The organism is Sulfurovum aggregans, assembly GCF_055385215.1.
Window position 1 is genome coordinate 287937 of record NZ_AP042387.1, and the last position, 23054, is coordinate 310990.

At 39.1% G+C, this 23054-nt stretch carries 19 protein-coding genes and 1 riboswitch; of the genes, 10 read left to right on the plus strand and 9 right to left on the minus strand.

Translation table 11 applies throughout. The annotated features are described in order from the left end of the window. Positions 1-67 precede the first annotated feature (67 nt). Positions 68-1498 (minus strand): COG3400 family protein, encoded by a 1431-nt coding sequence (locus tag ACZ48W_RS01360; protein ID WP_464829079.1) that lies wholly within the window; start codon positions 1496-1498, stop codon positions 68-70. Between the two features lie 122 nt (positions 1499-1620). Between ACZ48W_RS01360 and tgt the strand changes: the two genes are divergently transcribed. The 6 genes from tgt (at position 1621) to cysQ (ending at position 7413) form a co-directional block, all read left to right on the plus strand. Continuing rightward, on the plus strand, positions 1621-2748 hold the full coding sequence (gene tgt, locus ACZ48W_RS01365) for a tRNA guanosine(34) transglycosylase Tgt (RefSeq protein ID WP_464829081.1): 1128 nt from the start codon (positions 1621-1623) through the stop codon (positions 2746-2748). Between the two features lie 270 nt (positions 2749-3018). Continuing rightward, complete coding sequence (gene cysD / locus ACZ48W_RS01370; RefSeq protein ID WP_464829084.1) at positions 3019-3930, plus strand: sulfate adenylyltransferase subunit CysD; 912 nt, start codon at positions 3019-3021, stop codon at positions 3928-3930. Further along, the gene (cysN, locus tag ACZ48W_RS01375) at positions 3930-5342 is read left to right on the plus strand and encodes a sulfate adenylyltransferase subunit CysN (protein WP_464829087.1); all 1413 of its coding nucleotides are present in this window, start codon (positions 3930-3932) and stop codon (positions 5340-5342) included. Before cysD ends, cysN begins: the two co-directional genes overlap by 1 nt. Further along, a complete protein-coding gene (gene cysC / locus ACZ48W_RS01380) occupies positions 5342-6067 on the plus strand; it encodes an adenylyl-sulfate kinase (protein ID WP_464829090.1) in 726 nt (241 codons plus the stop codon). Before cysN ends, cysC (ACZ48W_RS01380) begins: the two co-directional genes overlap by 1 nt. Further along, complete coding sequence (cysC, locus tag ACZ48W_RS01385; protein ID WP_464829092.1) at positions 6057-6659, plus strand: adenylyl-sulfate kinase; 603 nt, start codon at positions 6057-6059, stop codon at positions 6657-6659. Before cysC (ACZ48W_RS01380) ends, cysC (ACZ48W_RS01385) begins: the two co-directional genes overlap by 11 nt. Beyond that, complete coding sequence (gene cysQ, locus ACZ48W_RS01390; RefSeq protein WP_464829094.1) at positions 6652-7413, plus strand: 3'(2'),5'-bisphosphate nucleotidase CysQ; 762 nt, start codon at positions 6652-6654, stop codon at positions 7411-7413. The genes cysC (ACZ48W_RS01385) and cysQ overlap by 8 nt, the downstream gene beginning before the upstream one ends. Positions 7414-7627: 214 nt before the next feature. Here cysQ and ACZ48W_RS01395 read toward each other — a convergent pair whose 3' ends face one another. Both ACZ48W_RS01395 and ACZ48W_RS01400 read right to left on the minus strand, forming a co-directional pair. After that, positions 7628-10930, minus strand: coding sequence for an EAL domain-containing protein (locus ACZ48W_RS01395; RefSeq protein WP_464829096.1), 3303 nt, complete (start codon positions 10928-10930; stop codon positions 7628-7630). Positions 10931-11119: 189 nt separating this feature from the next. Continuing rightward, entirely contained in the window at positions 11120-11800 is a 681-nt protein-coding gene (locus ACZ48W_RS01400; RefSeq protein ID WP_464829098.1) for a hypothetical protein, read from the minus strand. 103 nt (positions 11801-11903) lie between these two features. Between ACZ48W_RS01400 and ACZ48W_RS01405 the strand changes: the two genes are divergently transcribed. Beyond that, complete coding sequence (locus ACZ48W_RS01405; protein ID WP_464829101.1) at positions 11904-12197, plus strand: DUF3817 domain-containing protein; 294 nt, start codon at positions 11904-11906, stop codon at positions 12195-12197. Here ACZ48W_RS01405 and ACZ48W_RS01410 read toward each other — a convergent pair. Genes ACZ48W_RS01410 through greA form a run of 4 tightly spaced genes read right to left on the minus strand, consistent with a single transcriptional unit; the run spans position 12155 to position 14795 of the window. Continuing rightward, a complete protein-coding gene (locus ACZ48W_RS01410; protein ID WP_464829103.1) occupies positions 12155-12577 on the minus strand; it encodes a YqaA family protein in 423 nt (140 codons plus the stop codon). The two genes, ACZ48W_RS01405 and ACZ48W_RS01410, sit on opposite strands and share 43 nt — an antisense overlap. Then, positions 12577-13266, minus strand: coding sequence for a metallophosphoesterase (locus ACZ48W_RS01415; RefSeq protein WP_464829105.1), 690 nt, complete (start codon positions 13264-13266; stop codon positions 12577-12579). Before ACZ48W_RS01415 ends, ACZ48W_RS01410 begins: the two co-directional genes overlap by 1 nt. A 22-nt stretch (positions 13267-13288) precedes the next feature. After that, positions 13289-14296 carry an N-acetyl-gamma-glutamyl-phosphate reductase gene (argC, locus tag ACZ48W_RS01420; RefSeq protein WP_464829107.1) on the minus strand — a complete coding sequence of 336 codons (1008 nt, stop codon included), beginning with the start codon at positions 14294-14296 and terminating at the stop codon, positions 13289-13291. Positions 14297-14306: 10 nt separating this feature from the next. Next, on the minus strand, positions 14307-14795 hold the full coding sequence (greA, locus tag ACZ48W_RS01425) for a transcription elongation factor GreA (protein WP_464829109.1): 489 nt from the start codon (positions 14793-14795) through the stop codon (positions 14307-14309). 92 nt (positions 14796-14887) lie between these two features. On the opposite strand from greA, the gene surE reads away from it, so the two are divergent. Beyond that, the gene (surE, locus tag ACZ48W_RS01430; RefSeq protein WP_464829111.1) at positions 14888-15676 is read left to right on the plus strand and encodes a 5'/3'-nucleotidase SurE; all 789 of its coding nucleotides are present in this window, start codon (positions 14888-14890) and stop codon (positions 15674-15676) included. A 163-nt stretch (positions 15677-15839) separates the two neighbouring features. Further along, a complete protein-coding gene (locus tag ACZ48W_RS01435) occupies positions 15840-16475 on the plus strand; it encodes a tRNA threonylcarbamoyladenosine dehydratase (protein ID WP_464829115.1) in 636 nt (211 codons plus the stop codon). A 59-nt stretch (positions 16476-16534) separates the two neighbouring features. Here ACZ48W_RS01435 and ACZ48W_RS01440 read toward each other — a convergent pair whose 3' ends face one another. Together ACZ48W_RS01440 and polA are read right to left on the minus strand one after the other, a co-directional pair. Then, positions 16535-19627: a cytochrome c biogenesis protein gene (locus tag ACZ48W_RS01440; protein ID WP_464829117.1), complete on the minus strand. Its 3093-nt coding sequence runs from the start codon at positions 19625-19627 to the stop codon at positions 16535-16537. A gap of 92 nt (positions 19628-19719) precedes the next feature. Continuing rightward, on the minus strand, positions 19720-22416 hold the full coding sequence (gene polA / locus ACZ48W_RS01445) for a DNA polymerase I (protein WP_464829119.1): 2697 nt from the start codon (positions 22414-22416) through the stop codon (positions 19720-19722). A 98-nt stretch (positions 22417-22514) separates the two neighbouring features. Beyond that, a riboswitch (cyclic di-GMP riboswitch) is annotated at positions 22515-22589 on the plus strand. Between the two features lie 45 nt (positions 22590-22634). On the opposite strand from polA, the gene ACZ48W_RS01450 reads away from it, so the two are divergent. Further along, positions 22635-23021, plus strand: a complete 387-nt coding sequence (locus tag ACZ48W_RS01450; RefSeq protein ID WP_464829121.1) for a hypothetical protein — start codon at positions 22635-22637, stop codon at positions 23019-23021. The last annotated feature ends 33 nt before the right edge of the window (positions 23022-23054 follow it).

The following is a 23054-nucleotide window of genomic DNA, read 5'->3' on the forward strand; positions in this document are numbered from 1 at the left end:
CTTAAATGCCCTTAAAAACATCTCTGTTTTGCAGTGCAGCAGGGACACTCTCCAATTATGAAGAGAATCATCCTTCACTTAAAGCAAATGGAACAAGTAATTTCGGATGTCTCTTTGTGGTAAGAAGGAAATCCTGGACTTTTGTTGAAACAAGCTTTATAAAATTATCTGTGTTAAGCTCTTTTTCAAAAGGTGCGATCTGCAGTATATTTTTCATATTGGAGATCTCCCGAATGGGGTTTGCAACCTTTTGTTCGATATTGATATCCATATTGAATATATGTGTCAGGGTCTCATAATGTTCAATGATCATCTTTTTACTCTCAAAGTCCCCTTCAGGATCAAAATCTCCAAGGGTCAGTTTAAGGTCAAGTGATTCAGAAATATCAAATGCCGTAGAAGAGATAGACTCCATCTTCTCATTTTCATTCATAAGTATCACACATTCTTTGATATTATAAAGAAGATTGTCGCCAAAAAGATAGACCAGTTTTCTGAGATCATACAGTATCTCCTTCAGATCATCGGTTTCAAATGTCTCGATACTGTTGAGTACAAGGCCGATATCATGCTGATGGATATCATACTCTATAAGTGTTTTTATATCATCCTCCTCATAACAGATGGAGAGTGTTACATTTTCTGATTCCAGAGCTTTTATCTCATCTATAAGTCCAAAATTATTTGGATAAAGTATCCGAACATAAAGTGACTTCTCTTCAAGCTTTTCCAAAAGATAAATACTCTCTTTAAGATACAGTATTGCATTTTCCTGGTCATGCCTGAAATCCAATAGTAAATAGAGATCTTTACCAAATGGCTCAGGGAATAATCCCATTCTTTTGTTAATGGTCTTATACACACCATCAAGTACAATAGGTTTACCCAGAACAAGAAGCGTGTCATTGGGACGTATCATGGTTGCATTGGTGGGGATGATCTGTTTTTCATTGCGGTAAACCGCGGCTATCTTCCATTTACGCTGCAGAATGGAACCTACATGCCTATAGGCATAAGAGCTTCCAAAAGGTACATGGATCTCCATGATCTCTCCACGTCCCAGTCCTACATTTTGTGCGACAACAGGTACATTTGGGAGATGATCATACAAATGTGCTGCCAGTAGTTCATCGCTATGAAGAATAGTTATATTTTCCAGGTCACGCCCTATTTCTGCATTATCCCATTGATTTACAAGGATAACCCTGATCTTATCATCAATAAGGCGTATATTTTTGAGTGAATAGTCAGCATCTTCAATATTTTCCATAACAATAAAAATATTTGAGTATCTAACATCATCCATAATGTGTTTCAGTTTAGAAAAACTGGTAGGATCTGCATGGATCAAAGAGATATTTTTACCCATGTTTTCCGGCACTACACCTTCTTTATAAGATGTTACATAGTATTTGTTCTCAGCTACTCTTTTTCTGCTGACCCATTCTATGAAATGTTTAGCGATGCTGCCATCAGCGAGGATAAGTATATTTTTCATATAGTTCTTTGTTTTTTTATTTTTGAAAGTGGGACAAAAGTTTCCATTTTCAAGATGCAATTTTAAAATGTAGCAAAAAGTAGATACAATTGCACTATTATTTTGGGAGATATTATAACACAATGCAATTTCAGATAGATAAAATAGATGGTAAAGCAAGAGCTTGTACCATCAAAACAGCTCATTCTACCATACAAACTCCTGTTTTTATGCCGGTTGGTACAGTCGGTGCCGTTAAAGCCCTTGATGCTACAGACTTAGCTACTTTCATCAAACCGCAGATCATCCTGGGAAACACATACCACCTTTACATACGTCCGGGAGATGAAGTAATCAAAACTATGGGTAAACTACATGGTTTTACGAAGTATCCTAAGAGTTTTCTTACCGATAGCGGTGGATTTCAAGCTTTTTCTCTCTCTGACAATGTCAAGATAGATGAAGGCGGCATTACTTTCAGAAGTCACCTGGACGGGAGCAAGCATTACTTCACGCCTAAAAAAGTCATAGACATCCAAAACAACTTAGGTTCGGATATTATGATGATACTTGACGATCTTGTCGCCCTCCCTGCTACACAAGAGCGTATAAAAGCCAGCATCGAGCGTACTACCAGATGGGCGGAAGAGTCAATCGACTACCATAGGGCGAACCAGAAAAAAGGTATAGGTGTCGAACAAAATATCTTTGCCATTATCCAAGGGGGTACAGACAAAGCCTTCCGTGAAAAGTCAGCCAGAGAACTCTGTGCTTTAGACTATGACGGTTTTGCCATAGGTGGGCTCAGTGTTGGAGAAGCCAACCAGGATATGTACGATACGGTAGAGTGGACAACCCAGTTCATGCCTGAAGACAAACCCCGTTATCTTATGGGTGTAGGAACTCCTGAAGACCTGGTAGAGAATGTCTCACGTGGAGTAGATATGTTCGACTGTGTCATGCCTACCAGAAACGCAAGAAACGGTACACTCTTTACCAGCTTTGGAAAAGTAAACATCAAAAAAGCCTGCTACACCACTGATGAAGCACCCATAGACCCAGAGTGTAACTGTATGGTATGTCAAACCTATTCTCGTTCTTACCTAAGACACCTCTTCCGTGCAAGAGAGATCACATACTTTAGACTTGCCACCATCCATAATCTCTACTACTATCTTGATCTGATGAAACAGATGAGAGAGGCTATTCTCGAAGACCGGTTTGAAGCATTCAAGGCAGAATTCTACAGGAAAAGACAAGTAACACCATAGAGAGGCACCATTGAGGAATTCAAGGTATTCACTCTCTGAGCCAATGAAAAAGCCGGCTTTTTCTTAGTTCTATTTCGATATAATATTCCTTTATCAGAATATAGATGTTGCAATGCAGGGCATCCCTAATTAAGCTTTCAACAATCGATTGTACCTTGCTTCTATATCTCTTGTCGGAAACTTTTGAATAAAATACTGCTGTTGCCATACAGTTCTTGATTCAAATGATACAAAATGGATTAAATTTAGATAAATTATAAAAGGCTATACATGCTCACTGCCAAATCTTTGACACATCTCAAACAGCTTGAAGCAGAGTCGATCCATATCTTACGGGAAGTCGCTGCGGAGTTTACAAATCCGGTAATGATGTATTCTGTAGGGAAAGACTCTTCTGTCATGCTCCATCTTGCCATGAAAGCGTTTGCTCCAGGCAAACTTCCTTTCCCTCTTCTACATGTTGACACCCTATGGAAATTCAAAGAGATGATCGAGTTTCGGGACCAACGTGCAAAAGACCTGGGTTTCAACCTGATCGTCCATTCGAATCCTGAGGGGGTAGCCATGAATATCTCTCCTTTTGAACACGGCAGTAAAATACATACTGATATTATGAAAACCGAAGCACTGAAGCAGGCACTGAACAAAGGCGGCTATGATGCAGTAATAGGCGGTGCTCGTCGGGATGAAGAGAAGTCACGTGCTAAAGAACGTATCTTTTCTTTCCGTGACAAACATCACCGATGGGATCCTAAGAATCAGCGTCCGGAACTTTGGAATGTCTACAATACTGCTATTCAGAAAGGGGAAAGTGTCCGTGTCTTTCCTATTTCAAACTGGACCGAACTTGACATTTGGCAGTACATCTACCTGGAAGGTATTCCTATCCCTTCACTCTATTTCGCAAAAGAACGGCCAGTGGTCGAATACGAAGGAACAAAAGTAATGGTCGATGATGAACGTGTTCCGGAGGAGTTGCGCAAGAAAGCCAAAAATGAGATGGTACGTTTCAGAACATTAGGCTGCTATCCTCTTACCGGTGCAATAGAGTCACACGCATCCACCCTGCCGGAGATCATCAAAGAAATGCTGCTCTCTACCAGCAGTGAACGTGAAGGCCGTCTGATCGACAAGGATCAGGAAGGTGCCATGGAACTCAAAAAGATCGAAGGATATTTTTAATGGATATAATCAACTATCTTAAAGAACACGAGAACAAAGATATGCTCCGCTTTTTAACATGTGGAAGTGTAGATGACGGGAAAAGTACTCTGATCGGTCGTATGCTCTATGATTCAAAGATGATCTTTGATGATCAACTTTCTGCTGCAGAAAGTGAAAGTAAAAAGTACGGTACAACCGGTGAAAAGATCGATATGGCACTGCTAGTAGATGGTCTGCAGAGTGAACGTGAACAGGGCATTACTATTGATGTAGCATATCGTTTCTTTACAACCGAGAACCGTAAATTCATCATTGCAGATACTCCCGGCCATGAGCAATATACACGTAACATGGTTACCGGTGCATCAACAGCAGATGTAGCAATTATCCTTATTGATGCCCGTAAAGGTATCTTGACACAAACACGCCGTCACAGTTTCATTGTGAATCTGCTCGGTATTGAACATGTTATCGTAGCCATTAACAAAATGGATCTCGTTGACTTCAGTGAAGAGGTCTATAATAAAATATCACAGGACTACAGTGAGCTGGCTGATGAACTGGGTATCAAAAACACTTATTATATTCCTGTCAGTGCCCTTAACGGGGACAATGTTGTGGATAAGAGTGAGAATACACCTTGGTATAACGGACAAACTCTGCTTAACCTTCTGGACAGTATGGATATCAGTAAAGCAGTAAAAGCTGAGAATTTCAGATTTCCCGTACAGTATGTCAACCGTCCGAATCTTAACTTCAGAGGTTTTTGCGGAACAGTTGCAGCAGGCAGTGTAAGAGTCGGTGATGAGATCACTATACTTCCTTCAGGGAAAACGACCAGAATCAAAAGTATCATTAATGCCGGAGACATTACTGAAGCAGATCGTAATATCACAACACAAGAAGCCTATGCACCAATGGCGATCACGATCACAACAGAAGATGAAGTAGATATCAGCCGCGGTGATATGATCGTGCATACTGAAAATCTGCCACGGGTCTCAAACAGCCTTAAAGTAATGCTTGTCTGGATGGATGAGAAACCAATGGAACCGGGACGCAGTTATGATATCAAACGGGCAACCTCAGTAGTATCCGGCAGCTTTGAGCATATCAACTATAAAGTTGATGTCAATACGTATGAGAGAGCACAGGTTCATAAATTGGCTTTAAATGATATTGCTTCCTGTAAAATGCTACTGACAGGGCCTATTGCTGCAGATGCTTATGAAATGAACCGTCTGACAGGGAGTTTTATTGTTGTGGATCGTATCACGAACAATACGGTTGGTGCCGGTATGATCGTAGGTGTCAGCCGACGTGATGAAGATGCTGTAAAGTTGGCTGAAAAACAGTATACAGATGCAGAAAAAGCTCTAAACCAATACATCCGTGATAATTTTCCGGAATGGGAATGTAAAACAGTCTAATGTACAGAGAAACCAATACCCGTTCCATTGCCAAGGGCATCAGCTGGCGTGTAGTAGCAACATCAACGACCATTATTATTGTCTATATATTTTTTGGTCGTTTGGATCTTGCGATTGCTGCTGGACTTATAGAAACGGTTTTAAAAGTCGGACTTTACTGGGCACATGAACGTATATGGTTTAAAATACGTTGGGGAAAGAAAAAGATCGATCCATTCAATCTTTGGTTCACAGGGCTCCCTCTCAGCGGAAAAACAACGATCGCAGATAAGGTATATAGCGAATTGAAAATCCTTCAAATCCCGTTGGAACGGATTGATTCGAAAGATATACGGGACCTCATTCCTGACATTGGCTACAGCAGGAAAGACAGAAACCGTCATATGTACCGCATAGGGAATCTTATTAGAACTTTGCAAAACAATTCTATCTCTACTGTAGCATCATTTGTCTCTCCCTACAGAGAATCAAGAAAAGCGATCCGAAAGATGGTTAAAAACAATATTGTTGTCTATATTAAAGCTGATATTGAAACTTGTAAAAAACGTGACTATAAAGGTGCTTATGAAAAAGCACTTAAAGGGGAATATCAGAATTTTTCCGGTGTAAATGACGTGTATGAAGAACCTGAACATGCAGAAATAGTCATAGATACAGATCAGATAAGTGCTGATGAAGCTGCTGATATCATTATCAAATATGTAAAGAAGCATTATGTCAAATAAGAATATCGTATGGCATGACCATCATGTCAGCAAAAAAGAACGCTCTGATATCAAGCAGCAAAAACCATGTATAGTATGGTTTACCGGATTAAGTGGTTCCGGTAAATCCACCATTGCAAATGCCGTAGAAAATAAACTTAATATGCTGGGTAAGCATACCTATCTTCTTGATGGTGACAACATCCGCATGGGGCTGAACAAGGGTTTAGGCTTTTCTAATGAAGACCGCATTGAAAATATTCGCCGTATCGGTGAAGTATCCAAACTCTTTGTAGATGCAGGTACTATTGTACTGACAGCATTTATCTCACCTTTTCAAAAAGAAAGGGATATGGTACGTTCTCTTGTAAAAGAAGGTGAATTTATAGAAGTCTTTATAGATACACCATTGGAAGTCTGCGAAAGCAGGGATCCCAAAGGACTTTATGAAAAAGCACGCAAAGGAGAGATCACGAATTTTACAGGCATCAGTTCACCGTATGAAGCACCTGCAAGGCCGGAAATACATATTATGAATAATCAAATAAGTATTGAAAAAGTAACCGAACAGATCATAGATTATTTAAAGGAAAAAGGATATTTACATGCTTGAGAAAATAGATTTGGATAAGATCGTAATCATTGCCAAAGAGGCAGGCGATGCTATTATGGAAATCTATAATAAAGATTTTCAGATCGATTACAAGGATGATAAATCACCATTGACCGAAGCAGATACCAGATCAAATGAGATCATTTGCCAGGCACTTGAGAAAATATATCCTGATATCCCTCTTCTTTCTGAAGAAAATAAAACTGTAGACTACAGTATTCGCAGGCATTGGGAATATTTTTGGCTGATCGATCCTATCGACGGGACAAAAGAGTTCATTAAGAAAAATGGTGAATTTACAGTAAATATAGCGTTGATCCATAAAGACACACCTGTTCTGGGTGTGGTATATGCCCCTGCTCTGGGTGATATGTACAAAGCAAAAAAAGGGGAAGGTGCTTTTAAAAACCAACAAAGAATGCCATTGCAAATGAATAGATCTCCGAAAATATCTTTAAATGTAGTCTCTTCAAAATCCCATCTTTCAGAAGAGACACAAACCTTTATTGATGATCTTGCAAAAACAACCGAAAAGATCGAACAGGTCTCCAAAGGAAGCTCTTTAAAACTCTGTATGGTAGCAGAAGGTTCCGCAGACATATATCCCCGCTTGGCACCGACAATGGAATGGGATACAGGTGCGGCACATGCACTTGTTTTAGAAGCCGGAAAAGAAGTGATACAGTTTGAAACAGATGAAAAGCTTCTTTACAACAAAGAAAACCTTTTAAATCCATGGTTCATCGTCCGATAAAAGATATTCTGATTACAAGGCCTCCTAAAAAAACAGATACCCTATGATTCTTTATCAAAATCTTCAATACTGTTTTATAGGGAATATCCGGTCAGACCACAGGATTCATAACGGGTTTCCCTCTGAACCTTAAATAGTAACAGATACCTTTTTCTCTCTTTTCAGGAAAATATCCATCTATTTTTACATGACATAAAGACCCCCGGTAAGAATATCAAAAATATTTTTTTTCTATTTTATCTGCAGGAACCGGTTCACTATAGTAATACCCCTGTATGTTTTTACAACCGCAATCCAAAAGAAATTCTTTTTGAGCTTCTGTCTCAACACCTTCGGCAATAATATCAAGTTTGAAACTCTCTGCAAGTGCGATGACCGCTTTGACAATAGCTGCATCTTCCTCCTCATTTGGTATCCCCCTGATAAACAATCGATCGATCTTAAGCCTGTTGATCGGTAAACGTTTCAGAAAAGAAAGAGAGGAATATCCTGTTCCAAAATCATCAATCGATATCCCTATACCCAGGTCATTTATCTTGTTGAGTTTTTCAATAACCTCTTCAGCTTTTTTCATCATCTGTCTTTCACTGATCTCCAATTCCAGCCACTCTGCTTTGAAATCATAGGTTTTCATAGCCTCTTTGATCTTTTCCACAAAATCATTACCTTCTAAGTGTTTTATAGAAATATTCAAGGAAAGTACTCCTGGCATTACCCCCTCTTTGTACCATTGACTGATCTGTTTCATTGCCGTATGCATCATCCACTGGTCAATACTGACGATCATCCCTGTTTCATCAGCCAAAGGGATAAATTGATCAGGTGAAAGGAAGCCCATTGTCGGGTGCTGCCATCTTACCAAAGCCTCCAGTCCTACCAATCTCTCGGTTGAAGCATCTATTTGCGGCTGATAATGGATAACGAACTCCTTGTTATCAATAGCCTGCCGTAAACCGGTTTTCATGGCCATACGTTCCAAGGCGAATTCTGTCATCTCTGATGAATAGAACTGGAAAGTATTGCGTCCTTCTTTTTTTGCTTTATACATAGCTGTATCTGCATACTTAAGCAGTAACTGGGCATCTGTTGCGTCTTGCGGGTAGAGACTGATACCTATACTTCCGGAAACATAAAGCATATGGTCATCGATATACATAGGCTTTGCCAAAGTTTCAAGGATCTTCTCAGCCAGCAAGGAAGCATCTTCCGGCTGTATCAACTCTTTCATGATCACTGTAAATTCATCACCGCTTAAACGTGCCAATGTATCTTCACTTCGAAGAATACCCTTAAGACGTCTTGCTACTTCTTTTAAAACACTGTCTCCCACTCCATGCCCCAGGGAATCATTGATATGCTTAAATTTATCCAGATCGATAAACATAAGTGCAAACCCTTTTTCATAACGTTTTGCCTTTTCAATCTCCTGTTCCAGCCTGTCAGTGAACAATACACGATTAGGAAGACCTGTCAATGTATCATGATGTGCCTGATAACGTAAAATATTCTTTTGTTTTTTTAATTCATCTTCAGATCTTTTACGTTCGGTTATATCCTGGGAATAGCATACTATCCCTATGGGTTCTCCATTTTCATCTTTTAAAATAGAAAGTGACTGTTCTACCAGTATACTTTCCTTTGACTTCTTAACTAAACGTATCTCTGACTTGCATTCACCTCTTTGCATCAGCCTCTTAATACTGTTTTGGTAGGACTCAAAGTCTTCTTTTGAATAGAGTATCCTAATATGTTTTCCTATCATTTCATCAGCTGCATATCCAAGCAGTTGTTCAGATCCCCTGTTCCAACTGGTGATATATCCGTCAAGGTCAGTCGATATCACAGAATCATGGATCTGCTCGATAATTTGTGCCTGATGGGCATATTTCAGTTGCAATTCTTTCTCTTCGGTAATATCAGTATGGGTACCTATCATACGCACTGCTTTACCTTTTTCATCATACAGTATTTGTGCTCTGCCCAATATCCATATCCAATGCCCGTCTTTATGTCTGAGCCTATGATTGTTCTCAAAATATTTTATTTTCTTGCCCTGATACTTTTTAAGTAATGAAAGAACGATCTTTTTATCATCCCGATGTACCCGTGATCTCCAGGTTAAGGTACTGTTCGGCAGTTCATCATCAGAAAATCCAAGCATCTCTTTCCATCTGGGAGAAATATATAAACTGTTATCATTGAAATTCCAATCCAAAACTGTTGTTTTACTCCCAACCAGTGCTAATTCCATACGTTCTTTCAGTCGCTTATTCAACTGATTGCTTTTTTTAAGTGTTTCGGTTCTCTCTTTGACTTCTTTACTGGTAATTCTGATCAGATGTGTCAGTGCATCAATAGAAGCGTTATTGACATCGATCTGTTTTTCCTTTGTAACTTGCGTTATTCTGTTTATACTCTTGCTTTCACTTAATGAAACTAAAGTCATAGATTGATTCAACAGCTCTTTCTTACCTAATGTGAAGAACTCTCCATAAGTAAAAAAACCTGCTACAGGAGATATTTCCTGCAGGGGCAGGATCTCAGATTCGATCTCACCTTTCATTAAATATTTTCGTGCTGTAGACGAATAAATGAAAATTCCTTCAGAAGGTTTAGCTGAAACCCTGTTGACAATATTTTGTGATGCATAAATAATATCTTTAGTATCAGCAAAACCGATCCTGACTTTCTCCCCTGTATATAGATTCCCTGCTACGATCAAAGAACCATCGTCCTCCTTTGACATTATTGCCCGTGCAATATCCAAACCGTTACGATTGGCAATAAGAGGGAATTCAATTCCGATCCGTGGTAGACCTTTGGCAATCTCTTCTCCCAGATAGTAGGCATACGTATCTACTGCACTCTTTCCATCGATCGTATACACACGGTTTCCCTCCGCTTTAGTCACTGTAAGTTCGTTTCCAATAGGATGCCAATTGAAGCTGTAATCAGTATGGACTTGTAATCTGGTACTGTTCAGAGTAACAGCTACAGCACCCTCTTCAAGAATATATTCTTTTGTAAAAACAAATGTTTTTGTAAAGGCAAAGTCATCTCCCGCATGGCCCCCTGCAACAATAACTTCATCATTTACAGATACAATACCATTCAGGAACTCTTCCCCGTTTGTATGCAGGCCGTCTGCAAAGGCGATCATCAATCTGGTATTTTCACCGATCAATTCTTTTGCAAGATATTGACCGCTGTAATACCCATTTGTTCTATGCTGGACTGCAGCTGACTTCAGAGTGGTATGTTCAAACTGTGTAAAGTTCAAAACAACTTTTTCAGATGAAACTTTTCCATTCAGGATTTCACCATCAGTGCTGCTCCCGATGATTACAGCATCGGGTAACAGCAGCGTTAACTCCGCTAACAGAGTCTTTATAAACATTTTATCGATCAAACCGGAAAAAATCTGTATTAACAGGGAAGAAGAATTTTGGATATTCTTCTCTTCTATAAATAACTCCAATGATTCTTGGTCAGTATAGTATGTATTGAAACTTTTCATGGTTCTATCCACTCCTTACTTTCCAAACCTGCTATGAGAGAAAAACACTGCTTATATTATTTTATTATAGTACACTATATAGCAAAAAACAAGCCGTATCTACAGTTTCACTCTCATACCTGTTTTTTCTGCAACTTTAATCATTTATCCATATATTCTTTAGCTGTTTTGATCTGTCCGACAGATTGCCTATATTTCAATTCTGTCAAAGATCAGGGGATAAAGCAAACCATAGAGTGTAATGAACATTAAAGGTACGGCCCAAATAAGTCCAATACCGAATGTCAATATACCCAGAGCAAAAATAAGACTCAAAAACAGCATTAACCCAAAGATCTTAAACCAGTTCTTCGTAACTGCTTTTCTTGAAAGCTCCATTGCCTCCCATACTTCCAAACCTTTGTCTGTAATAAGAGGAAGAACGAATACATAAGCAATACTGAGGTAAATACCAGGCAAAATAAAAAAGATAAAACCTACTACCGTTAAAATATAAATAAGAATGGAAGCCAATGCCAATTTACCCATGAGATGGTAATACTTGAAAATGGATCCAAGCTCAATACTTTTTCCACGGGAATCATTGATAGCAAGCATTATGATACCGGCCATAAGCGGCATAAGTACAGGATAGCTTAAGATCGTAACGATCTGTTGGTTCAGCAGATCAGGTTCGGCAGGTACAGGCGGGGAAGGAAAGAAAAATCCCAATATCATTTGCATAATGATCGCAACAGTAATATATATGGCAAATGCAGCAAGGAATATTCCTTTTACTCCTTCAATACGACGAAATCCCTCTTTGACCATCTCGATAATATTGAAATCATATTCTGTTATATTTTCAATAGACATTTTATTGTTTTTCATACACTCCCCCTTTTAATATAGAACAATTATAACCTAAAAAATAAATATTTACAGCTTCATTAAACATCTTTTGCTATACTCCCAAAAAAAAATAGGAGAAAATATGTCTGAATTAAAAAAATTTCGTCTTATCAATAAAATAGAAGGATATTCCTTTATTATCTTACTCTTTGTTGCTATGCCACTCAAATATGCATTTGGTTACCCAATGGCCACGAAAATAGCAGGAATGTTACATGGATTTCTGTTTTTAGTATTTATCTATCAACTTTTAGAAGCTACTCGTGACGTACCCTTTAGTAAAAAAGAAGCAATGCTCTACTTTGTTTTATCACTTGTACCGTTTGGCAGTTTCTATACAGATAAACTCTGCAGAAGAAAACCGATCATTGCGTAACGTGTCGCTTTGGCTACAAAGACAATAAGTACAAACCACTTAAAGTTGTAGCGTAGTACCCCCGCAACAAAGGTCAACGGGTCCCCAATGATGGGTGCCCAGGACAAAAGTAGCGTCATCCCTCCAAACTTATCGAAAAAACCTTTTGCTTTATCCATCTTCTGTGTAGATAAATGCCCTTTTCTTTCAAGATAGGCTTCCCCTTTTAATCCTAGCCAGTAGTTAACCATAGAACCCAACGTATTACCTACAGACGCAAAGAGCCACAGTAAAAAAAAGCTGTAGCCCTGTTCAATATCGTAAAGGAAAAGTGCTTCACTGCCCAGTGGCAAAAGTGTGGCAGCTCCAAAAGCAACAGCAAAGAGTGAAAGATAGACCATTACAGTGTTATAAAGAGCATTTCAGCCTCTTTTATCACTCCTACTTGCCCTTGACATGCCAAGGAGGGTAAAGAGACATATTTGCCTAGCACTTTCGACTGGTGAAAATGTCCTTCTATCACAAGATCAGCCTCTTTATAGTACTCCAGTATATTCTCTACCTTTTTATCAAAATCTTCAAAAGTATGGCAGATCTTTTTTTGAGAGAGTTTTTGCATATTGTAGTCGATAATAGCTTTTTGGAAAGGTTTGAGTAGTGTCAGTATGGTTTTGTTTCGCAAGACTTTACAGTAGAGATTATAGCCAAAACCTGTAACATATTTATCACCATGAGAGATGGCTACTTTTTTCTCTTCAAGTTTAAACATGACAGGCTGTTGTTCTCTGCTATAGACTTGGATATCCGGAAAAACCTCTTTGAGACAAAAATCATGGTTGCCTTCAAAATAATGTACCTCCAGCTTTGTAGAAAGTTTACGCAGTAATGCTATTGCTTCGGAAGAAAAAGTTTGGATGAAGTCATTGTATCCAAAGAGCAGATCAAAATTATCACCCATCAAAAAGAGCTGAGAAGTCTTGATCTCACCATTTTCCAACTTTTTAAGAAGCTCTAAAAAAGCATCTCCATGATGCGGATAATGAGAATCAGCGATGAAGATCGCCCCTTCTTTTATCTCTTCACTCTTCACGCTTCACTCTTCACTTCATCGATTACGGAACGTAAGAGATGACTGGTATTCCCATACCTTCATCATATCCGCACATAAGGTTTGCAGCAGCGAGAGCCTGTGAACTGGCACCTCTTAAAAGATTGTCTATGGCTGAACTCACAAAAAGAGCATTACCGTTCTTCGCTGCAAAAATATCACAAAAATGTGTTCCGGCTGTACTTTTGATATCTACAGGTGTTTCACGTATACGGATGAACGGATCATTTTCATAATGTTCTTTAAGCACTTCCAGAGGGTCTATATCTTCTTTCAGCGTTGCATATACACTCACCAGCTCCCCTCTTGTCGCAGGAATGAGATGCGGTACAAAGTTGACATTCATCTTGGCTCCATGTATCTTCTCTATCTTCTCTGCTATCTCCGGTGCATGACGATGCTTAAGTGGATTATAGGCAAAGATATTTTCATTCATATTTACAAAACTTGTCATTTCTGAAAGCTTCTTTCCTGCACCGCTCAGGCCTGACTTTGCATCCACAAAAAGAGGTGCAGAGGTATCAATGTAAGGGATAAAAGGCAATATACCAAGCAGTGTTGCTGTCGGGTAACAGCCTGGTCCTGCAGCCAATTTCGCTTTCTTTAGGTCTTCTCTGTAATACTCAATAAGGGCATAGACAGAGTCATCCAAACGTGTTTTATCTTCATGTTCACAATAATGTTCTTCGTAGGTATCAAGCTCTAAACGATAATCTGCAGAGAGATCCACTACTTTTACACCTTTATCCAAAAGTCCTTTCGCAAAACCCATTGAGGTTTTATGAGGAAGAGCAAGAAAGACAAGTTCGCAACATTCAGCAACTGATGCAACATCCGCTTTTTCTACAGGAAAGCTAATAACATCTTCCAAAGAAGGATGTAGTGTTTCTATAGTTGTATCACCATGCGTGGTTGCAAGATATGTAAGTTGAAACCCTGGATGCGTTACCAACATTTTTACCAGTTCAAGTCCGGTATATCCACTAGCCCCTACTACACCTACATTTACCATATCTTCCTCTTTACTTTATAATTATCTCTTCATAGAACACTTCTTCAATGTCATATGTTCTTTTACCACTTGGTAGTGTCACCTCTACTTCATCACCCTCTTCTTTACCTATCAATGCTCTAGCCATTGGAGACTGAATAGAGATAAGACCATTTGCAGGATTTGACTCTTGTCCCCCTACAATAGTATATTTTATCTCTTCATTTGTATTTTGGTCAGTAAGCAGTACCGTAGAGCCAAAAGAGATACGTTCATGTGCTAAAGTAGAAGGGTCAACAATCTGTGCACGCCCTACCACATCAGTAAGCTCTGCAATTCGCGCTTCCATAAGCCCCTGCTTATCTTTGGCTGCATGATACTCTGCATTTTCCTTAAGATCACCCAATTCTCTTGCTTCATCGATCACCTTGGCAATGACACCTCTCTCAAAAGATTTTAACTGTTCAAGTTCTTCTGAAAGCTTCACATATGTTGATCTTAACATCGGCTCTTTTTGCACGATATATCCTTTAAAATAATTGATTTATATATATTGCGTGTATTATACCAAAAAGGTTATAATAGCGCTAAAATAATCCAAAAAGTAAACAAATGAAGCAAATAAAGCAAATTTTAATTACAAATGATGATGGTTTTGAATCTCAGGGACTTCAATCTTTAGTCGAAGCACTTGAACCTCTGGGACACGTTACAGTAGTAGCTCCGACAACAGAAAAATCAGCCTGCGGGCACTCACTGACACTTACCAAACCATTACATTTCGTACATCTCAGAGAAAATTTCTATAAACTGGATGACGGTACCCCTTCAGACTGTATCTTTCTTTCACTTACCAAACTTTTCACTAAAGAAAATAAACCTGATATTGTTATTTCAGGTATCAATATCGGCTCAAATATGGGAGAGGACATTACCTATTCAGGTACTGCTTCTGCCGCTATGGAAGCCGTACTTCAGGGGATCCCTGCTATTGCCATTTCCCAAGTATACAAAAATAGTGGGGAAAGCATTGAAACACTGGGATATGACTTGGCTAAAAAGAGCATAGCTGCCCTCGTACAAAAGATCTTTGATGGTGAGTTCCCTCTTCCTCCACGTAAATTTTTAAATATCAACATTCCACCTATTCCCTCTTCAGAATGTAAAGGGTTCAAAGTCACACGTGCCGGAAATCGTCTCTATGCACATGATGCGGAAGTGCACTACAATCCACGAGGAAAAGAGTACTACTGGATAGGCTTACCTGCACTGGGATGGATGGAAACCAAAGGACATGTTACAGACTTTGAAGCCATCAATGATGGTTATATATCCATTACACCTATACATCTCGATATGACCAGTTATGATGATATTTCATCTTTGGAGTCGTGGCTGTGAGTTACCATTTAATAGAACGCTTTTTGAGCAAAGCCTATCTTTGTCTTTTGCAAAGAACTTGCCATCTAGGCAAATTCTTTACGAAAAGATTGCTGATGCTATACCCTCTTCAGCAGAGTGCTCACACGACCAGTTGTTTAAACAGATATGATAAGGTTTAACAATGAGGTTTGAAAGATGCCGCATGCTCTTCGGAGAGGAAGACTTTGATAGATTACAAAAAGCTAAGATACTCATCTTAGGTGTGGGTGGGGTAGGCTCTTATGCTCTTGACTGCCTGTACCGTTCCGGGGTGAGTGACATTACCATATTGGACTACGATCGTTACGATGAAACAAACCAGAACAGGCAAATAGGTTCAGAAGCTGTAGGAGAAAGTAAAATAGAAACCTTGGCCAGACTCTACCCCGGTATACAGACCATACATCAGAAAATGGATATGGTCTGGGTAGAAGGCTTCGACTTTGAACCTTATGACATCGTTATTGATGCGGCAGATACTACAAAAGTAAAAATAGAAGTTGCCAAAAAATGTTACAAAAAACTCATTATGTCCGTAGGCTCCGCCAAACGTTTTGAGACCAACCAAATAGAAGTAGCTTCCATCTGGAAAACCCATGGAGATGCACTCGCAAGAAAAATACGAAACGAACTTAAAAAAGCAAAATTTGACAGGAATTTTACTGTAGTCTTCTCTCCTGAAGAAGATAAGTGCAAAGAGAAAGGGTCATGTGTAGCCGTAACCGGTGCTTTTGGGTTAACGATCTGTTCTGAGGCAATAAAGAGGATTCTTAAGTAGCGTGGGCTCCCAAAAGGCATCTCTTCCGGGATGCCTTTCCCCCACACTACAGCAGAAAACTATTTTAGCTTTCTATTTCTTGCTGCTAAAACTGTTAAAACAAATAATCCTGCTATAGCATAATAGATCCATACAGGAATAGGTACCGGGTCACCTGCTGCGTAGGAATGAAGTCCTGAGAGGTAATAGTTCACCCCAAAATATGTCATGAGTACCGTGGAGTATGCCCAGGTAGCCGCTACATTATAAATAAATGTAGATTTGAGTGCCGGTATAAATCTAAGGTGCAATACTGTGGCATAGATAAGAATGGTTACTGCTGCCCAAGTCTCTTTTGAGTCCCAGCCCCAGTAGCGTCCCCAACTCTCATTTGCCCATACCCCGCCAAGGAAGTTACCGATAGTAAGCAGCATAAGCCCTATGATCAGTGCCATCTCTGAAAGGTTCGTCAACTCTTTAATGGAACGGTCTATGTTTTCATTACCATTTTTACCTCTCATAATAAAGAGTATAAGCACTAATAGTGATAAAATAGATCCTAATCCAAAGAAACCATCACCAGAGATGATCGTTGCCACATGTATCATAAGCCAGTACGATTTAAGGACCGGTACAAGGTTTGTGATCTCCGGATTGATAAAGTTCATATGTGCCACACCCATCGTAATACCTGCCAAAATAGCAGTACCGGCCAATGCAAATGGTGATTTTCTTGCCAGGACGATCCCGGCAAAGACCGTAGCGGCTGCAATAAATACGATGGATTCATAGGCATTGGACCATGGTGCATGCCCTGCGATATACCAGCGTATACCCAACCCTATGATATGTAAAGTAAACCCTACAATAAGAATGGTCCATGCTCCTCGCATGATCCATTTCATAGAGAAAGCCGGTTTGATCACATTGATGAAAGCAAACACAAGAAGAAGTCCCATAAGTAGATAGAGTGGTACCAGCTTACCAAAGAGTCCCAGCTTGTTATACCAGATCTCCATCTCTATATGTTTCGGGCTTGGAAGTACCGCTGCACCATAAGTTTGTTGATATTTTTGTATACCTCTTAAAGCCAGATCGGCATTCTCCCATTTTCCTGTTTCCAGTGCCTGACCCACCATCATGAAATAGGCAGAGATACTCATTTTTACTTTTTGTATATCTTCCGGAGCAAAGGCTTTTAACGCATCCATAGGTGCGAACCATTTATTGTTTTCATCGTTTGGTTTTGGATAGATACGCATCAAAGTACCCTGGTATGCCATATAGGAGACATTAACACGTTCATCTATTTTAATTAGCTCTTTATCGTATTGTGTCTTTTCCAACGGTTTTTTTCTGCTTGCATCAGTAACTGCTTTAAAAATTTTATAACTATTGTCTTTTTTACTGAAAAAGTCTGTAAATTTTGCGAATTTTGCATCTTCAGGCAAGCCCAGATCAAGGGCTATCTTTTTATGTCCTATCTTAATCATAGGTATATTTTGGTAAAGCTCCGGTTGCAAGACCATACCTATGAACATCTGCGTAGGCTCTAAGCCAAAAAGTGAGGATTTTCCTGTAATTTTGGCAATGACTTCATGCGCCACAGTATCCATCGGTTTCATACGTCCCTGATGATCCTGTACAGCAAGCATCCCAAACTTTTTTGCATGGGCAGGATCATACGCTTGCATCTCTTTTTGTTGTTGAAGATCAAGCTGTGGCGAGGCAGCATTCACATCTTGCGGAACAAAAGCCAACAGCATAAAAAGTACCGCTACTGCTGCACCTTCCTGCAGTTTTCTTGCTCCTTTCAGAAGTTTCTGGAACCTTCCGTTCGGAATGAACAGACTCCAGAGCATCCCCAGTGTCATTAAAATATACCCTATGTATGTCGGGAGTGTTCCCGGGTCATGGTTGACAGAAAGTACTGTTCCCTTCTCATCAGGATCATAAGAGGATTGGAAGAAACGATAATTTCTATGGTCTAAGATATGGTTCATATAAATTTTATACGGCATGTTGATATTTTGCTCTTTATCTATGAGCACGACATCACTTGCATACGATGCAGGTGTCATAGAACCGGGGTATCGTTCCAACTTGAACTTCTCCAGCTTAATGGAAAATGGCAACTCTATGATCTTTGCACCGATACGCAAACTTATATCCACACCATCCAGTGTAAGTTTTTTCAACTCACCTGTCTGCCCTTTTCTTGGTTTACAGGTCACAACTTGACTTTTATCACCTACACTTACTTTAAGTTGAATGAATTCTGCTTGGCCGGACTGTGTTTTAATATCATGTGAAACAGTTTTCAAGCTGGCCTTTTCATGTATGGACTTTAAGACTATCGCATTACTTCCAAAACGATATAACATTCTTCGTGTAAGATTGTTGTCACCGGCCGTAAGCTCAGCCGACTCTTTCGTTTCCATATTGAGTGTTTTTAAGATAAACGGGAAATGTACTTTCAAAGAACCTGCTTCACCGCTTATCATGAATGTCGGTTTATCTGTTCTTGTATTTGCCGTATTATACGCCACATAGAAACCACCAAAATCCTTGATACTTCCTTTTTCAAAATAGTGTATCTTTCCTTGACCACCTGCCGAGACTTTCAACTCCAAGAGTGTTTTACCATGAGGATCCGATACAAGCTCTTGAGTCGCTGTAGGTAGATACTTAACCAACTCAATATCTACTTTTTTATCACCTAGTTTCAAGCTTTCGGATAAACTGTTTTTAGTCATTGTCGAGAAATACAACTCTTTTTCCAAAGAAGCATTTTTATCAGCACTTTTAGCATAAAATTGCAGTATTTTTACATCGGAAACCATTAAATTTGTTGACTTCCCTTCTCTGATGTGCATAATACCTTCATAACCCACATAACGTGTAATAAGTGCACCTATAGCGATGATGAGAAATGACATATGGAAAAGGAATACCGGAAATTTTGTCTTATAGCTTTTATACTTTATTATCTGATATACCAGTATAGTTATAAAATAGGCTAAAAAGAGTTCAAACCATTTGGCTTTATAGATGAGTGCCTGTGCTGTTTGTGTACCGTAATCATTTTCTATAAATGTTGCAGCACCTGCCAATACTCCAAAAAGAAACAGCATCAAGACTGCCATTTTCATGGATAAAATATGTTTTAACATGGTTTAAAATCCTTCTATACGCATAAATTTCAAATTAATAAGAAGCGATTATAGCTCATGTATGCTAACGGAATGTTAATTAGGAAGATATCTTACTTAAGTTCACCCCAACTATCTCCAACACTCACAGAACACTCCAAAGGTACATCAAGCTCTAATACATTTTCCATTGTATGTACAAAACGTTTAGATATCTCCTCTACGCTTTCCTCTTTGATCTCAAAGATAAGTTCATCATGTATTTGAAGCAGCATAAAGGCATTTAGTTTTTCATCTTGTATCATCGCATCTATCTGATTCATAGAGAGTTTTATCAGATCAGCAGCACTCCCTTGGAAAACTGTATTGACTGACTCACGCATAAACGCTGCTTTTTGCATACCGTTGGCACTCTCATAGTCAAAGAGTCGTCTTCTACCTAGTATGGTCTCTACGTAACCATCTATCTTTACTCTCTCCTGGATACCCTCTAAGAAGTTTTTTACAGTAGGGAATGATGCAAAGTAATTGATGATAATCTCTTTAGCCTCACTAGAACTAATACCTAACTCATCAGAGAGTTTTTTAGGCCCCATCCCGTAAAGTAGTCCAAAGTTAACTGATTTGGCAAAATTTCGTTTCTCTTTAGCTTCATCTTCACCAAAAAGTTTTACTGCTGTAGCCATGTGGATATCAATATTATTATTGAAAGCCTCCATTAAAGCAGCATCTTTTGAAAAGTGTGCAAGCAGGCGAAGCTCGATTTGCGAGTAGTCTATACTGACTAATTTGTATCCCTCTCTGGCTACGAATGCCTCTCTCACAGAACGTCCAAGTGCAGAGCGTACAGGGATGTTTTGCAGGTTAGGGTCACGTGAGCTTAAACGACCGGTTGCTGTACCCGTTTGTACAAAAGAGGTATAGATACGACTCTCTTCATCCTTCTTGGCAAGTTTAAGTAATGGATCTACATAGGTAGAGAGTATTTTCTGGTACTCCCGATACTCAAGTATCTTTTCTATAACAGGATGCTCTCCCTTAAGGGACTGAAGTACAGCTTCATTGGTGCTGTACCCTGTTTTTGTTTTCTTGCCACCTTTGAGTCCTATCTGTTGGAACAGTACCACACCGAGTTGCTGAGTAGATTTGATATTGAACTCAGACCCGCTCAGTGCATAGATCTCTTGCGTTAAAGTTGCAAGGTCCCCACTTAATGTTTTTTGCAAACTATGTAGTTTTGACTGGTCTACTCTTATCCCTAAGCGTTCCATACGGATAAGTACATTGATAAAAGGATACTCCACATTTTTTGCTTCTGTTAAAAGAGGTGTCAGAGAACTAAGCTCCATCTTCTTTTTGATGGCACCATAGAGCAGATAGGTCATCCAGGCATCTTCAGCTGCATAAAAAGTCGCGTCATCTATGGAAACAGCGGAAAAATCTTCCCCTTTTTTCACCATCTCTTTAAACGGTTTCATATCATACTTAAAGAACTTCTTTGCCAAAGTATCAAGTCCTACTTTGCTTCCGGGATCTGAAAGCCATGCCATGATCATCGTATCTGCATAAGGGGTGACCTCATCAAGACCGTACTGGTTGTAGAGCAAAGAGAGATCAAACTTTAGATTTTGCCCTACGACTTTATGTTTCAGTAGTTTTTTGAGTGATACGATCGCATCATCTATGTGTACCTGTTCTCCTACACCAAGATAACTATGTCCTACAGGTACATAATATGCCTTATCTGTTGCCGTACAAAAACTAAATCCGACCATCTTTGCTACTTTGGTATCCAAGCCTGTAGTTTCTGTATCAAAAGCTAAGATTGTGTCATTTTCAATATTTTCTATGACGCTGTCCAACTTCTCTTTGCTGTCTAAAGTGACTGCTTCAAAACTGAGTATCGGCTCTTTTGGCTTGGGCTTGACCACATCACTGCAACCTGCTTCATTCTGCCCTACTTGTGCCTTTTTGATCGCCTGTTTCATCTCATACTGTTCGAATTCATCTAGCAGACAGCTCAAATAATTTCTGTCTTCAAAGACAAAACTCTCAAGATCAAGATCTTTAAATACATCTGTTCTCATAGTTACCAGTTCACGTGACAAAAAGGCTTTCTCTTTACTCTCCAGTAAGAGCTTTTGTATACGAGGGGTTCCACATTTTTCAATATTGGCATAAATATTCTCAAGAGTATGAAATTCATTGATCAGTTTTGCCGCTCCTTTGACTCCTATTCCTTTAACTCCAGGAACATTATCCGAGCTGTCTCCTACTATTGCCTGAAAGTCAACAAAATCTTTAGGATTTACCCCGAATTTTTCTATACATGCCTGCTCATCTACCTCTTTTTTCTTTACAGAATCATACATTACGACCATACCGTCATCAATAAGCTGATAAAGATCTTTATCATGCGAAACAATACGTACTTTCATTCCCTGTTCTTTGGCGAACTTTGTCACTGTAGTGATCACATCATCTGCTTCATATCCTTCACGGGAAAGGTTTGCAAACCCCATCTGTTCTATCCATTCTATGGCAATAGGAAGTTGCTTTGTCAAGTCTTCAGGAGGTGCTTCACGATTTGCTTTATATTCCGGATAAAGTTCATTTCGAAATGTTTTCCCTTTACTGTCAAGTGCAAATACCAAATAATCTGTACTGTGATCACGATGGAGTGAATCGACAAGATTTATAAATCCTGTCAGCAACCCTGTAGGAAAGCCTTCCGAATTACGTAAAGGAGGAAGTGCAAAATAAGAGCGAAAGAAAAAGCCGAATGTATCTATAATAGTGATTGTTTTCAAAAGAAAGCCTATTTTTTTATGTATTTTAACCTATTAACTGTTATTTCTATCTTGATTTAATTTAATATTAATATATTAATTGTTACTATCTATATATATGTAAATAAAGCCAAACTATTTGTGAAAATAGGACGGAAAACCACGGGTCTTCTTAAGGCAGCCGGGTTGTTCAGATCAGCACTTGAATAAATATTGCAATAGCAAAAAGGAGTGGCCCTATGAGCTCATCAACTCATATAATGCATGCAACCGTAACGCATCCCCCATTAAAAAAAACTATCAGATCATCTACAAAGTTCTCACAAAAAGAAGTTCATTTTTCAGACACACCTCTTTTTTTCCCCCAAGGTCTTGAAAAACCGTTTTTAGCCATCTATTTTATTTCACTGCCTTATTTGGCCGGTCTTCTTTTTCTTCTCTTTTATATTGCCGGAGGAGAACCTAAACTCTTTTTTTCTCTCTTTGAACACTCCTCTTTTATCTTGACCTGGGCCATAGGATATGAAGTAATAGCATGTTTTATTATGCTTTATATTGTTAAACTGGGTCTGAATTTTGCTTATGAAAGTCAAAAAAAGGGGAAAAAACAGTTTCGTCGTCCGTGATGGCTGTCTAAACTAAAATGGCAAAGAGTGATG

Bases quoted from the DNA above. Each gene is read 5' to 3' on its own strand.
- ACZ48W_RS01360 (WP_464829079.1), bottom strand. From the start codon at position 1,498: ATGAAAAATATACTTATCCTCGCTGATGGCAGCATCGCTAAACATTTC.
- tgt (WP_464829081.1), top strand. From the start codon at position 1,621: ATGCAATTTCAGATAGATAAAATAGATGGTAAAGCAAGAGCTTGTACC.
- cysD (WP_464829084.1), top strand. From the start codon at position 3,019: ATGCTCACTGCCAAATCTTTGACACATCTCAAACAGCTTGAAGCAGAG.
- cysN (WP_464829087.1), top strand. From the start codon at position 3,930: ATGGATATAATCAACTATCTTAAAGAACACGAGAACAAAGATATGCTC.
- cysC (WP_464829090.1), top strand. From the start codon at position 5,342: ATGTACAGAGAAACCAATACCCGTTCCATTGCCAAGGGCATCAGCTGG.
- cysC (WP_464829092.1), top strand. From the start codon at position 6,057: ATGTCAAATAAGAATATCGTATGGCATGACCATCATGTCAGCAAAAAA.
- cysQ (WP_464829094.1), top strand. From the start codon at position 6,652: ATGCTTGAGAAAATAGATTTGGATAAGATCGTAATCATTGCCAAAGAG.
- ACZ48W_RS01395 (WP_464829096.1), bottom strand. From the start codon at position 10,930: ATGAAAAGTTTCAATACATACTATACTGACCAAGAATCATTGGAGTTA.
- ACZ48W_RS01400 (WP_464829098.1), bottom strand. From the start codon at position 11,800: ATGAAAAACAATAAAATGTCTATTGAAAATATAACAGAATATGATTTC.
- ACZ48W_RS01405 (WP_464829101.1), top strand. From the start codon at position 11,904: ATGTCTGAATTAAAAAAATTTCGTCTTATCAATAAAATAGAAGGATAT.
- ACZ48W_RS01410 (WP_464829103.1), bottom strand. From the start codon at position 12,577: ATGGTCTATCTTTCACTCTTTGCTGTTGCTTTTGGAGCTGCCACACTT.
- argC (WP_464829107.1), bottom strand. From the start codon at position 14,296: ATGGTAAATGTAGGTGTAGTAGGGGCTAGTGGATATACCGGACTTGAA.
- surE (WP_464829111.1), top strand. From the start codon at position 14,888: ATGAAGCAAATAAAGCAAATTTTAATTACAAATGATGATGGTTTTGAA.
- ACZ48W_RS01435 (WP_464829115.1), top strand. From the start codon at position 15,840: ATGAGGTTTGAAAGATGCCGCATGCTCTTCGGAGAGGAAGACTTTGAT.
- ACZ48W_RS01440 (WP_464829117.1), bottom strand. From the start codon at position 19,627: ATGTTAAAACATATTTTATCCATGAAAATGGCAGTCTTGATGCTGTTT.
- ACZ48W_RS01450 (WP_464829121.1), top strand. From the start codon at position 22,635: ATGAGCTCATCAACTCATATAATGCATGCAACCGTAACGCATCCCCCA.